This is a genomic window from Pelosinus fermentans JBW45 (assembly GCF_000271665.2).
GTDB lineage: Bacteria > Bacillota > Negativicutes > DSM-13327 > DSM-13327 > Pelosinus > Pelosinus baikalensis.
Map to the genome: position 1 here is coordinate 4,993,797 of NZ_CP010978.1, position 13,514 is coordinate 5,007,310.

13 protein-coding genes and 2 riboswitches are annotated in these 13,514 nt (G+C 41.1%); all 13 genes read right to left on the reverse strand.

Annotated elements, in window-relative coordinates; translation table 11 throughout:
• Window positions 1-7: 7 nt before the first annotated feature.
• The 13 genes from JBW_RS22070 to JBW_RS22130 all read right to left on the reverse strand — a co-directional run bounded on the left by JBW_RS22070 (window position 8) and on the right by JBW_RS22130 (window position 13,334).
• Window positions 8-418: a P-II family nitrogen regulator gene (locus tag JBW_RS22070; RefSeq protein WP_007959967.1), complete on the reverse strand. Its 411-nt coding sequence runs from the start codon at window positions 416-418 to the stop codon at window positions 8-10.
• 15 nt (window positions 419-433) lie between these two features.
• Window positions 434-760, reverse strand: a complete 327-nt coding sequence (locus JBW_RS22075) for a P-II family nitrogen regulator (protein WP_007959966.1) — start codon at window positions 758-760, stop codon at window positions 434-436.
• Window positions 761-799: 39 nt separating this feature from the next.
• Entirely contained in the window at window positions 800-1,621 is an 822-nt protein-coding gene (gene nifH / locus JBW_RS22080; RefSeq protein ID WP_007959965.1) for a nitrogenase iron protein, read from the reverse strand.
• A gap of 495 nt (window positions 1,622-2,116) precedes the next feature.
• Entirely contained in the window at window positions 2,117-3,064 is a 948-nt protein-coding gene (locus tag JBW_RS22085; RefSeq protein WP_007959964.1) for an AEC family transporter, read from the reverse strand.
• Window positions 3,065-3,244: 180 nt separating this feature from the next.
• Window positions 3,245-3,691: a hypothetical protein gene (locus JBW_RS22090; RefSeq protein ID WP_007959962.1), complete on the reverse strand. Its 447-nt coding sequence runs from the start codon at window positions 3,689-3,691 to the stop codon at window positions 3,245-3,247.
• A gap of 15 nt (window positions 3,692-3,706) precedes the next feature.
• Complete coding sequence (locus JBW_RS22095) at window positions 3,707-4,327, reverse strand: viroplasmin family protein (protein WP_007959961.1); 621 nt, start codon at window positions 4,325-4,327, stop codon at window positions 3,707-3,709.
• Window positions 4,328-4,554: 227 nt separating this feature from the next.
• The gene (locus tag JBW_RS22100; protein WP_007959960.1) at window positions 4,555-5,055 is read right to left on the reverse strand and encodes a hypothetical protein; all 501 of its coding nucleotides are present in this window, start codon (window positions 5,053-5,055) and stop codon (window positions 4,555-4,557) included.
• Window positions 5,056-5,277: 222 nt separating this feature from the next.
• The gene (locus JBW_RS22105; protein ID WP_007959959.1) at window positions 5,278-6,444 is read right to left on the reverse strand and encodes an ABC transporter substrate-binding protein; all 1,167 of its coding nucleotides are present in this window, start codon (window positions 6,442-6,444) and stop codon (window positions 5,278-5,280) included.
• Window positions 6,445-6,695: 251 nt separating this feature from the next.
• Window positions 6,696-6,795, reverse strand: a riboswitch (glycine riboswitch).
• An 8-nt stretch (window positions 6,796-6,803) separates the two neighbouring features.
• Window positions 6,804-6,879, reverse strand: a riboswitch (glycine riboswitch).
• A 358-nt stretch (window positions 6,880-7,237) separates the two neighbouring features.
• Complete coding sequence (gene garR / locus JBW_RS22110) at window positions 7,238-8,146, reverse strand: 2-hydroxy-3-oxopropionate reductase (RefSeq protein ID WP_071882505.1); 909 nt, start codon at window positions 8,144-8,146, stop codon at window positions 7,238-7,240.
• 36 nt (window positions 8,147-8,182) lie between these two features.
• Window positions 8,183-9,538 (reverse strand): glucarate dehydratase, encoded by a 1,356-nt coding sequence (gudD, locus tag JBW_RS22115; protein WP_007959350.1) that lies wholly within the window; start codon window positions 9,536-9,538, stop codon window positions 8,183-8,185.
• A gap of 60 nt (window positions 9,539-9,598) precedes the next feature.
• On the reverse strand, window positions 9,599-10,513 hold the full coding sequence (dapA, locus tag JBW_RS22120; protein WP_007959347.1) for a 4-hydroxy-tetrahydrodipicolinate synthase: 915 nt from the start codon (window positions 10,511-10,513) through the stop codon (window positions 9,599-9,601).
• Window positions 10,514-10,536: 23 nt separating this feature from the next.
• The gene (locus JBW_RS22125; RefSeq protein WP_007959338.1) at window positions 10,537-11,943 is read right to left on the reverse strand and encodes an enolase C-terminal domain-like protein; all 1,407 of its coding nucleotides are present in this window, start codon (window positions 11,941-11,943) and stop codon (window positions 10,537-10,539) included.
• Between the two features lie 17 nt (window positions 11,944-11,960).
• On the reverse strand, window positions 11,961-13,334 hold the full coding sequence (locus JBW_RS22130) for an MFS transporter (protein WP_007959324.1): 1,374 nt from the start codon (window positions 13,332-13,334) through the stop codon (window positions 11,961-11,963).
• Window positions 13,335-13,514 lie beyond the last annotated feature (180 nt).

Genomic DNA, 13,514 nt, shown 5'->3' on the forward strand with positions numbered 1-13,514 from the left:
ACCTCCCTTATACTGCACTTTCTCCTGTTTCCCCAGTACGAACCCGAATGGCATCCATTACTGGTAAAACAAAAATCTTGCCGTCACCAACGTTATTACAAGTCTTATTCGCCTGAATGATTGCCTCTACAATCTTTGCCACATCCTCATCATGAGCAAGGATGGTAAACAACCTCCGAGGAAACAAACTGGTACCAACTAAAAAATCAGTTATTAGTTTTTCTGCTTCCCCTGTTTGGTCCTCTCCAGCCATAAGAAGGAGTTCTTTTTTTCTTTCCAAAATTAATGTTGGATTGCTTACTATCTTACCGCGGCCTTCTACTTTAAAAGCTGTAAAACCAGCTACGCCAGCTTCCACTAAGGCTTTTTTAGTAGCGCCTGTTTTGTTCATACGCACTACGGCGAGAATTTCTTTCATCCTGATCCCTCCTTCTTATAGACTTGGGATTCCACTAGAGATGGTATACGCTTCTTCAATGGAACTTATGAAAATTTTACCGTCACCATAAGCACCTTGCTCGCTGGTTTTGGCATATTTTAAGATCAACCGAACCATCTCTTCTTTATCCTCATCACGGATCGCCATCATTAACAACGCTTTAGGAATTTCATCATAGATGATTCCCGATATTTTAATACCTTTTTGCTTGCCGCGACCGACTACATCCACAACTGTTGCTGCATGGAAACCAGCTCTTGATAATTCTGCCAATACTTCATCTTTTTTTTCTGGTCTGATAATGGCTCTAACTAATAACATATTGTTTCCTCCAATATATTTTTTTGTCTTTGAGACTAACTACATATCCATAAACCCATGTTCCATCATGATTTCTTCCAATCTGTCTTGTGTCATTGGTTTAGGAATAACAAACATCTTATTACTGTCAATGGCTTTCGCTAATGCACGGTACTCGTCAGCCTGTCCTGATTCCGGATCAAAGTCAACAACTGTCTTTTTATTAATTTCGGCACGTTGGACCAAATTGTCACGAGGGACGAAATAGATCAATTGGGAGCCAATTTCTTCAGCAAAAGCTTTTAATAGCTCATACTCTTTATCAACTTTACGGCTGTTGCAAATAATGCCGCCAAGTCTTACTTTACCGTTTACTGCGTATTTTTGAATACCTTTGGCAATGTTATTCGCTGCATAAAGGGCCATCAATTCACCAGAAGCAACGATGTAAATTTCTTCTGCTTTACCTTCGCGAATCGGCATTGCAAAACCACCGCATACAACGTCACCCAGTACATCATAAAATACATAATCAAGATCTGGTGTATAAGCACCCAGGGATTCAAGCATATTAATAGAGGTGATGATACCACGGCCGGCGCAGCCTACACCAGGTTCCGGACCGCCTGATTCAACGCACATGGTACCGAGATAACCAGGCTTTAAAATATCATCTAAATCAATATCATCGCCTTCATCACGTAAGGTATCCAATACTGTTTTTTGACATAATCCATGAAGTAATAAGCGAGTGGAGTCAGCTTTAGGATCACAGCCTACTACCATAATGTGCTTACCAGCCTCTGCTAAGGCACCTACTGTATTTTGAGTTGTGGTGGATTTACCAATACCACCTTTACCATATATCGCAATCTGTCTCATAATAAAAACCTCCCTATATTTGCAAACAATTTTTTCTCCATTACACATTTACTAAGGATTTAACCCCTAATCTTCATTCCCTAATCTTTGTAGTTGAAAAGTATATTTTATTCACTTATAATAAAGATTAGGTATATCGAATAAGCCCTGGTGTCTGTTGGGGAATGTAAAGATTGCCGCGCTTTATGGATACCGCAAATATCCATAAAGCATTTTTCTTTTTGGACAATTGCACACATATACTATAGAACCACCTCCTTAAAAACACAGATGGGCTTATAAACGAAAGTGCGTTTATAAGCCCCATTGCTCATGTACTTATTTTTTTCTGGTAAAAGGCAAAAAGCTCACAAGGGTTTTTTAAACCACTCGTAAGCTTCATTGCTTCCTGCCTATTAACTTGAGCTGAGTATAGCACATATTATTTAGTGACGCAATACCCTTTTAAAATAGTCGAAATATTAAAATTAAACCTTCCGCACCCACTATACTCAACTAAAAATAATACTGAAAAATCAACATATATACCGGAATAACCACTATGGCTAATATTGTTGTTACCGTAGTCATGATTGCAGCATACTCTGCATCTCCTTGATAGGATTTAGCCACAATAGCAGTCTGGGTCATAACAGGCAGCATGGCTTGGATAATAAACACTTTTTTCATTAAGAGAGGCAAAGGCATAACATAAGTGATTGCCATGACAATCAATGGTGAAATAACAAACCGCCCCAAAAGGATGGCAATCATATCCCTGCTGATCTTTATATTACTCAGTTTTACACCGTAGATAGCAATACCAATAAAAAGCATGGATAAAGGTGTTGTCATGCTCCCAAGATATTTGCAGGTATCGAGAATAAATTGAGGCAAACTGATATCACATAAGATAAGGACCATAGCCAGCAAGAACCCTAACAGAGGGGGAGAAAACACTTTTTTTATTACCTCAACGGCAGAGACCTTATCTTTACCTGATGTGCCATCGTTGCGAATGCCGCTTGCTCCAATGGTCCAAAATAAAGAAGTATTGGCAATATAATATAGCAAAACATAAGGAACACTTTGTTCGCCAAACAATGCCAAATTGACTGGCAAACCAATAAAAATAGTATTTGAAACAAAGAACATGGATCTAAATGTTCCCTGCCGATTAGATTTTACTCTCAAAAGCTTAGAAAATGCATATCCAACTGCATAACAGACCAACATGGAAGAATAGGGTACAATTAGCCCCGTCGCCAAATGCAGCAGCCCGTCTTTATTAAAAGTATTCATCAAATTCCATATCATATAAGTAGGCAATGCTACATTGGTAATGATACGGGAAAATAATTGAGAAGCCTCTTCATTAAACCATCCTTTACCCGTAAGAACATATCCTGTAATAATCATTAAAACAATGCTAAAGATACTTTCAATTGTGTGAAAAATAATCATAAACTATAAACTCCTAACCACCCTTGAAATACACCATAAGAAAAGCGCTGCGCGTTCTTTAATAATTAAACCTTTTAACCGCGATGACGCAAAGGGGAGAATCCGCATTTCTCTGTGTTCTCTGCGGATCTCTGTGCCCTCTGCGTTTAACGTTCTCTTTACTTTCTAGAATTAAGCGCCTTATGCTAAAGCTGCTAAAGCCGATTTTACTATGGCCTCTGCTTCTGAGGAATGACCGATTGGGACAGCAACATCTATACCGTCTTTTACAAAATTGCCGTAATATCGATTCTGTTCCTGCTCGAGTTTCTTCTCAGAAAGATATGTATATCCTAAACTCTTCATATGCTCTACTACTTGCTGGGCAGCGTCTATTTGAGTAGAATAGTTCGGGACAGTCTCATCGAAATTCTCTCGCATTTTCAAACTCACCATTTCGCTTTCTTTTACCAATGGGACATATACGCCACCAGATAGTTCCACATCAGCTGTTGTTCCTAACCATTTCACCGCAAGCTCTGCACTAAATTGCAGCAGGTGTTTTAACCAGATAAAACCCATCACCTTTACTGCTACTTCAATATCCAAATCCCTTCCTGGATTCATACCAATACCATTTTCTTTCATTGTACTATTCCTCCATTATATTAATTGAAGTGCTGCCTTCGCTAGTTGATCCGCTTGTTCATTATATTTGTCACCGGAATGAGCTTTTACCTTTACGAATACAACCTCCAATTGCTTCGCGACCTGATCATAATATTGTTTATATTTCTTAGTTCCTTCCTGCTTGGCTTCCCATGCATTAGTACACCATTTTTCGATTCCCTCGTAGTCATGATAAATAACAACGGTGCGCACCCCTTGCTCTAACGCATAGGTCATAGCAATTTTGGCACCCATGGTTTCTCCCGCTACATTGCGCATACCAGCAAGTTCCGGATCATTTCCTTTCTGACTAAACGTAATCTCTGCTCCTTTCCACAATATTACAACCCCAGCAGAATATTCTTTGGTTGCAGTATTGTAACTGCCGTCAACATAGGCAAGCATCATATCATCAGGAGGCTGCTCTATCACCAAAGGCGATACTGCCTTTACTCCTCCTGCTAAGTATGCTCTTGCCTCTTCCTCTGTTTTAAAGCTCTTATATTCAGCTCCGGAATACCCCTTGATTTGCTCCTGACACTGAGGCCAGGTATAGAATAAACCAACTGTGCGTCCTTTCCTAACAGCATATACCTTCTTTTGTTTATCTGACATATCCTCTCTTTAACCATCCTTACATTTTTATTAGCAAAAAATCTCACCTTGGCCGGCAAGCTTGTCCCAAAAGACAATACAGTGCCACCAGCACTATAAACTCATTCATTATCTTTCTATTTTATGCCTTTCTATTTAGAAAAAGCAAGCAATAATCAAAATAGATTGTGCCAAGATACTTATAGCATCTTGGCACTCTATTATGAATAACTTTCCCACGCATTCTCTTACTCAGTACGAGTAGAGCACATGGGAGCAGTTAGCTGGGTAAATACATTCAGATTGGGCTGCCCTAAGCTGATTCCATTCGTTAGGCGATTGGAATGAAACGAAATGATGACACTTGTAATTTTTGCCAAGCCGCTAGGTGTTGGAATCCCTCGCAGAGGATTATAATCCAGCGGAGCAACATAATAGCTCAGAGTTCCATTACTATTTACAATTAAGCGATTGGGATCAAAACCATCGGAAGTATACACCACTCCTAAAGGAGCCGCAGGCCAGACACCTCGATCCGTTACAAAGAACACCGTATATACGCCAAGGGGGATTAAACCTTGGGCCGATATTTGAATATGCCCTTCATTTCCTCTACCACAAATTTCACCTGTAGCGGTGGCCTGCAGCCAAAATGATAAAGCAATAGCAGGCGGCCGATTGGCTGACAATGTTTCAAATATAAGATCACAGCAACCATCGCAATATTTTGATTTTCTATCCTCTTCCACACTATCCCTCCTTAATGAAAATACTATATAAAGTTTAACAGATCAAACTTTTTGCTTTATATCTTTTATATATGGTATGCCTCTAATAGAAGAAATGTGAAAAAAAACAGAATTATTTTCATACGTCCTTATATTGAAAAAAGACCATGCTATCAATGCATGATCTTTTCCCATTTCTTAGACAATCTTAATTACCGATGGTGAAATACAATGATCGATTTACTATGGTTTAACAGTTGCTTTAAACACTTGTTTGCCATCTTTCATTTCAATAATTACAACACTTTTTACTGCATCATGAGTAGCATTTAATGTTGTGCTCCCTGTTATTGCCGGATAGTCTTTTGCCTCAGCCAAAGCTTCACGAATTTTTTCAGGATCAAGGCTATTGGCGCGTTTAATGGCATCAATAATGATATTTGCCGCATCATAGCCCAGTACAGCCATCGCATCCGGCACTTGACCATATTCTTTTTTATACGCTTCTACAAAAGCTTGAGAAGTAGCACTGGTATCATCCACAGAATAATGGTTGGTAAAATAGGTATTATTTAGTGCTGCGCTAGTTCCAACCTCCACTAGTTTTGGTGAGTCCCAGCCGTCTCCCCCTAGAATTGGCACCGTAATACCAATTTCCCGAGCTTGTTTTACAATTTTTCCTACTTCTTCATAATAGCCGGGTATATAAATAATTTCAGCATTTAACGCTTTTATTTTGGTTAAGATGGTCTTAAAATCCTGATCTTTTTGCAAATATGCTTCTTCCGCTAAAATACTCCCGCCACCTTTTATATAGGCCTCTTTGAAGAAGGTAGATAATCCTTTACTATAATCACTGCTGTTATCTACTAACATGACAGCCTTATTCAAATGCAGCGTGTTCAACGCAAAATTTGCACCCACTGTGCCTTGAAAAGGATCGATAAAACACACGCGGAAAGTATAATTTTTAACTTTACCACTTGCTTCGTCCACTGTTACCTTAGGATTTGTCGCACCTACAGCAACAAAGGGAACTTTAGTCGCCTCTGCCACACTAGAGGTGGCAATTGCGTTAGAGCTCGCAAAAATACCCGTTACTGCCACAACTTTATCCTGAGATGCAAGCTTGGTCATCGCATTGGCTGACTCAGAAGGTTCGCTTTTATTATCAGCAATCACAGCCTGAATTTGCTTTCCAAGAATACCGCCTTTCGCATTGGCCTCTTTAATTGCCATTTTGGCACCATTGGCAGATGAGGTACCCATGGTTGCATTACCACCAGTCATTTCATTCAAAACACCAATTTTAATATCCTTGGAAGCAGAATCACCACAACCTGTCAACATTCCTGCTAATACTAAAACCACTAAAGATACCACCACAAGTTTCAAACCCGAATTTCTCATATCATCGTCTCCCTTTTTAATCATGTAACTGCACAAAATACATCTTTAATGTACTCTGGATTCTTCTTAAGGCAAAGACAAGTCAGACTAGGTGAGAGTGATTCTTTTGATGCTTTTTTCAGTGAAAAATAAGCATCAAAAAACAAAGAGTCAAATCACTTAGTGATTTGACTCTGGATAAACAAATGAATACGCTAAAAGCGTTTTCAGCATCACAATATAAAGAGATCTAAATCATCCCTGTATATTACGAATTTGTCTCTGTCCTTTTGCCTGAGAGATTTGTCAGCAATATGATTGCTGTGTTTCACCTTCGGCGCCCTGTATAAGAGTCTCTCCAGAGTCCCGTCCATTTACGGTTCTACTCGGTGGTCCGAGTGCCTGAGAGTTTTACTCCTTCGGCGGGCTATTAAGCCACTCTCCCGCAAACTTCATTCGGAAAACATATGTAGTTGTAGCAAGTACATTTGCTGTAAGTATTATTATAAAACAACACATCAAATAATTCAATAGTAAATAAGTAAGTTTTTTCAGCATCTTTGCCTTTTTTTCTATTCTGGCTGAACATATAAAACAGAATCGAACCACACCAGGAGCAGAGAACACAGAGATAGATGGGAGAAATAAAACATTTTTGAAATGCGAAGAAAAAGAAGAACACGAAGTAAAGATGCCGAACCGCAGAGGCACAGAGGACATGCCTTGCCATAACAGATTGATGTTACTTTCTACATCTGCTGAAAATTATATATTCGGTATATTATCCTATATTGAGGCGGCCTCTTTTCATTGGCTAGCGTTTTACTTCAACTTTAGCCATCTTTTCGTAATATTTTACTAAACTGCCATGATCCCCATCGCCCATGCCATCCACTTTAAGAGCCTGCATCATTTCCATAACAGCTGCAGTAAGAGGCAATGGAGCGCCCATATCATGGGATGTTTCCAATACATTCGCTAAATCTTTAATATGAAGGTTTATACGAAATCCTGGATCAAATTTACGATCCATCATAAGAGGTGCTTTGGCATCAAGAACCGTACTTCCAGCTAAACCACCGCGAATTGCCTGGTACACTAAATCCGGTTCTACTCCTGCTTTACTGGCTAACACTAATGCCTCTGAAACTGCTGCAATATTAAGGGCAACAATGACCTGATTGGCAAGTTTCGTCACGTTTCCTGCACCCACTTCACCAGTCCGTACAACAGAACCAGCCATGGCTTTCATTATAGGATAGCAGGTATCAAATACTTCTTGCTTGCCACCAACCATTACAGACATGGTACCATCAATCGCTTTAGGTTCACCGCCGCTCACAGGAGCATCTAACATTTCTACGCCTTTTTCAGCAAGTTTCGCTGCCAATTCCCGGCTCACCAAAGGAGCGATGGAACTCATATCAATGAAGGTAGTGCCCTTTTTTACTCCCTCTAATATACCATTTTCACCTAAAACCACTTCTTTTACATGAGGCGAGTTTGGCAGCATAGTGATGATAATATCCGCCTGCTGGGCTACTGCTTTTGCAGTGGCAGCACTCTTGGCTCCTGCTGCGACCACTTCATCTACTGCAGCTTGATTTCTATCCACAACAATCAGTTCATAGCCAGCCTTAAGTAAGTTTTTACTCATAGGCTTACCCATAATTCCTAGTCCAATAAATCCAATTTTCATTTTCTTGACTCCTTCATTTTTCAATTTACGGTTACCAATAACCTATCCTTGTCTCTGCCTCTAGCGAACCAGACAAGGACGTTTATTATCAAACTTCCAGTTTGGAATCAAATACTGCATCGCCATAGCATCATCCCGTGCACCTAAGCAATTTTCCACATAAAGTTTGTGTGCTTTCTCAATCTGCACCATATCTACTTCAACTCCAAGACCTGGCTTATCAGGAACAGCTACCATTCCACCAACTATTTTAAATGGCTCTTTGGTCAAACGTTCTTGACCTTCCTGCCAAATCCAGTGAGTATCTAGAGCTGCGATTTTACCAGGCGCAGCGGCTCCCACATGGGTAAACATTGCCAGGGAAATGTCAAAGTGATTATTAGAATGGGATCCCCACGTTAATCCCCATTCATGACACATCTGGGCAACTCGCACTGAACCTTGCATGGTCCAGAAGTGAGGATCCGCTAAAGGAATATCCACTGAATGTAACTGGATGGTATGCCCCATCTGACGCCAATCAGTGGCAATCATATTGGTAGCAGTTGGCAGTCCTGTCGCCCTCCGAAACTCAGCCATTACTTCACGCCCAGAATACCCATTCTCAGCTCCACAAGGATCTTCAGCGTAAGCTAATACATGATGCTTATTGCTGCATAACCGAATTGCTTCGTCCAAAGACCATGCACCATTCGGATCAATGGTAATTCGTGCCTTTGGGAAACGCTCAGCCAACGCCGTAACCGCTTCAATCTCTTGATCGCCGCTTAGCACACCGCCTTTTAGCTTAAAGTCATTAAAACCGTAAAGCTCATGAGTAGCTTCAGCCAGCCGGACAACAGCCTCCGGAGTTAACGCCTCCTCATGGCGCAGTCGGTACCAATCATTTTTTGCATCCTGATTACTCAAATACGATAGATCGGTCTTGGTGCGGTCGCCAACGTAGAACAGATACCCCAGCATTTCCACTTCCTTGCGCTGCTGCCCTTGACCAAGCAATGCAGCAACGGGCACGCCTAGAAATTTGCCTACCAAATCCAGTAGTGCAGCTTCCAAGGCCGTGACAACATGAATGGCAATGCGCAAATCGAAAGTTTGCAACCCTCGCCCAGCCGAATCTCGATCTGCAAAACTCTGCCTTACGGTATTAAGAATATTGTTGTAAACACCAATTGATTTGCCAATGACCAACTCTCGCGCATCTTCCAACGTCTGGCGAATGCGTTCCCCTCCAGGAACCTCTCCAACGCCTGTATTACCTGCATTGTCTTTTAGAATCACGATATTACGGGTAAAAAAAGGACTATGGGCACCACTGAGATTTAAGAGCATACTATCTTGGCCTGCAACAGGAATAACCTGCATTTCAATAATAATCGGCGCAGACGAACTACTTTCCTTTTTCTTCTGATCCATATAACATCACTCCTAATTCATTACTTATCTTTGGGCTATCCCATCCCTAAAATCTATCCATTATTTCAACAATCCCATCTCTATTAACACCTTAGAAAGCTGCTCTCTTTCACTATGGGTCATCGCCCCAGCTGGATCCATGCATGGTCCCGCTTCAATCCCCAATAAGATAAGTGACTCTTTAATCACAGCAGGAAAAGTACCAATCGAAAAGGCAATCCGCAAAGGCGCTAAGGCAAACTGAGCTTTGAGTGATCCTTCTAGATCGCCTGCTATATATTTTTCATAGATGTCCGCACACAGTCTTGGTGCCACATTGGCACAAGATGCAATGGAACCAGTGGCACCATATAAAAGTGCTCCATAGATCAGAGTATCCCTTCCCATTAGAACAGAGAAATCCTCTCTGCCTTGGGTCAAACGGATATATTCAGCAGTCAAAGTCAAATCACCGCTGGAATCCTTGATGCTCACTATATTTGGTATTTCGGCCAGCTTCGCTACTGTCGCAGGCGCAAGATTAACGCCTGTTTTAGGTGGATTGTTGTAGAGTATCACAGGAAGAGATGTACTTGCCGCAATGTCTTTAAAGTGTTTATAGAGCTGATCCTGATTAGGAGTAACAAACATCGGTGTTAAAACCGACACGGCATCCACTTTGCATTCTTCCGCCAGTTGAGTCAGCATCACACTCTCGCGGGTGGTGATCCCATTAGTGCCTGCATAAACAGGCACTCTGCCTTTTACTTCATCCATGGTAACCTGAATGATTTCCCGCTTTTCTTCAGGAGTTAGACCGTAAAATTCCCCGGTTGTCCCAGTTATAAATAATCCATGAACGCCACCATTAATTAGATAATTGACCAGCTTACGCATGGCTTTCTCGTTAAATTTTTCTTCTGCAGTAAGAGGGGTTATCACCGCTGGAATGATTCCTCTTGGTGTAAATCCTGATTTATTTTCAGTTACTTTCATTAATCTCCCACCCCTTATTATATTTAACGTACCATACTCGGACACTTAGGATCATACTTCCAGGCAGGGATTAAATATTGCATCGCCATGGCATCATCACGAGCACCCTGACCAATTTTATTGTACAGTTGATTTGCTTTCTCGATTTGCCCCATATCCACTTCTACGCCAAGACCTGGTTTTTTCGGTACTTGGATCAATCCATTTGCAATTTGAAACGGTTCTTTCGTTAGATGTTCCTGACCTTCCTGCCAGATCCAATGCGTATCAATAGCGGTAATATTACCAGGAGCAGCAGCTGCTACATGGGTAAACATAGCCAAAGAAATATCAAAATGATTATTAGAGTGAGATCCCCATGTCAATCCCCACTCATTGCACAGCTGTGCAACACGTACTGACCCCTGCATCGTCCAGAAATGAGGGTCGGCCAGGATGATATCCACAGCATGAAGATTTGATGAATGTCCCAATTGCCGCCAATCAGTAGCAATCATATTTGTCGCAGTGGGCATACCGGTAGCACGTCTAAATTCAGCCATAATTTCCCGACCTGAATAACCATTCTCAGGGCCACAAGGATCCTCTGCATATGCCATTATATTGCGTTTATTCCTACATAAACGGATGGATTCATCTAATGACCAGGCACCATTAGGATCAAGAGTGATGCGTGCCTCAGGGAAACGTTTGGCAAGGGCAGCCACAGCTTCCATTTCCTCGTCACCGCTCATCACGCCACCTTTTAGTTTAAAATCTTTAACTCCATAGCGTGCAGTTGTCGCTTCGGCGAGCCTGACAATGGCCTCAGGTGTTAACGCTGCTTCATGACGCAAGCGCAGCCAATCATCTTTCTCATTAAGATTACTAAGATAAGGTAAATCTGTTTTTGTACGGTCACCAACGTAAAACAAGTAAGCCAGAGTTCTCACAGCCTCCCGCTGTTGCCCACTCCCCAGCAGTGATGCTACTGGCACATTCAGAAACTGCCCCAGCAAATCAAGCAATGGAGCTTCGATCCCCGTAAGAACATTATCGGCACGCAAATTGATTTCATGGGGTTGCTTTAACACAGCCTCTTCAGCAGCAGAGGTTACCTTATGTACTGTAGATTGTGGTCCTGCTGTATTTCTTCCTAATAACTGCTGACGTATATTGTTGAGGATATTGTTATATAAACCAATTGACTGTCCTACTACAAGCTGCTCTGCTTTTTCTAAGGTTCTAAGAATACTTTCTCCCCCTGGAACCTCACCTACACCCGTATGTCCTAAATTGTCTTTTAGTATCACGATTGTTCGGGTAAAAAAAGGACCGTGTGCACCGCAAAGATTCAGCAGCATACTGTCATAGCCGGCTACGGGTATGACTTTCATTTCTGTAATAATCGGTGTACCTGAATAAGTACCGCCGTTTACTTTATTATTCATACGTATGAAGCCTCCTTTTATTTAAGTTCAACCCGCTTAATTTCTCCGACAACAAACAAATAGCTCACAATGGCGATGAATGCATGAAGTACAACATAGATAAGGGCACCATTAAAGGATCCTGTTGATTGAATAATATAGCCAATTGCAATTGGAGTGGTGATACTAGAAAGATTACCGCAAGTGTTTAACAGCCCGCCACTCAAACCAGCAATTTGTTTTGGCGCTGTATCGGAGTTAACCGCCCATCCAAGCGCACCAAGCCCTTTACCAAAAAAGGCTAAGCCCATGATCGCAATAATCATCCAATGAACGTCCACATAGTTGCAGGCAAGCATACTCATGGATAATAGCATCCCCAGTACAATCGGCACTTTTCTAGCAACTGTAAGAGAATACCCCTTCTTCAATAACAAGTCAGATAAAAGTCCACCTAAAATACCACCAAGAAAACCAAATATCGCTGGTACAGATGCGGCAAAACCGGCTTTGAGGATCGTCATGCCCCGGGCCTGTACCAGGTAAACCGGGAACCAAGTAATAAAGAAGTAGGTAATGGCGTTAATGCAATATTGGGCAACGTAGATGCCTACCATCATACGATTCTTTAGCAGTTCTTTTATATATTGAAGTTTAGGTCCTTCACCTTGACTGCTATCCTTTTTAGCTTGACCTGGTTCACACTGCATATCAGATCCTTGCTGCGTACAAATATCTTTTTTTGATTGATCGATATCCACCAAGCCGCCACCTTGTGCAATATAATCAATTTCAGCTTTATTAATCATCGGATGATCCTTAGGATTATGAATCAGCTTTTTCCATACCAATGTGAAGAGGATTCCAATTACCCCCATAACCGTAAAAACATAGTGCCAGCCAAAATTATGAATAAGCCATCCCATCAGAGGCGCGAAAAATACAGTAGCAGCATACTGGGCCGAATTAAAAATAGCTGATGCAGTACCACGCTCAGACGCTGGAAACCAGGCCGCAACAATCCGGCTGTTTGCTGGAAAAGAGGGTGCCTCAGCAACTCCAACCATGAACCGTAAAGCAAAAAGCGTCATAATTGCAGTGGCTCCAGCAAGAAAACCAACGAATCCTTGAAATAATGTAAATAAAGACCAGAAGAAAATACTATAGGCATATACCTTTTTTGAGCCAAATCGATCTAAAAAATACCCTCCAGGCAATTGAAAAATAACATATGCCCAACCAAAAGCAGAAAAGATATAACCCATTGCTATAGAATCCATTTTTAATTCTTTTGCTATGGCTGGACCAGCAAGTGAAATAGTGGCACGATCCGCATAATTGATTACGGTAATAAAAAACAAGACGGCTACGACTAACCAGCGAACATTGGTCTTTTTAGTAGAATTGTTCATAATATCCTCCTCTAATATGGTTTATTCATTTAAAAACTAAGTTTCACTCTGCTATTTGTTATTGCGATAATCATTCCCCCCATTTTCAATATTCTTTTTATTGATTGATATTGGATAATAGCCGCCTTATTTTTATTTCATTGTATTTCATTTTTACATATTTAATTTCATATATTGAAA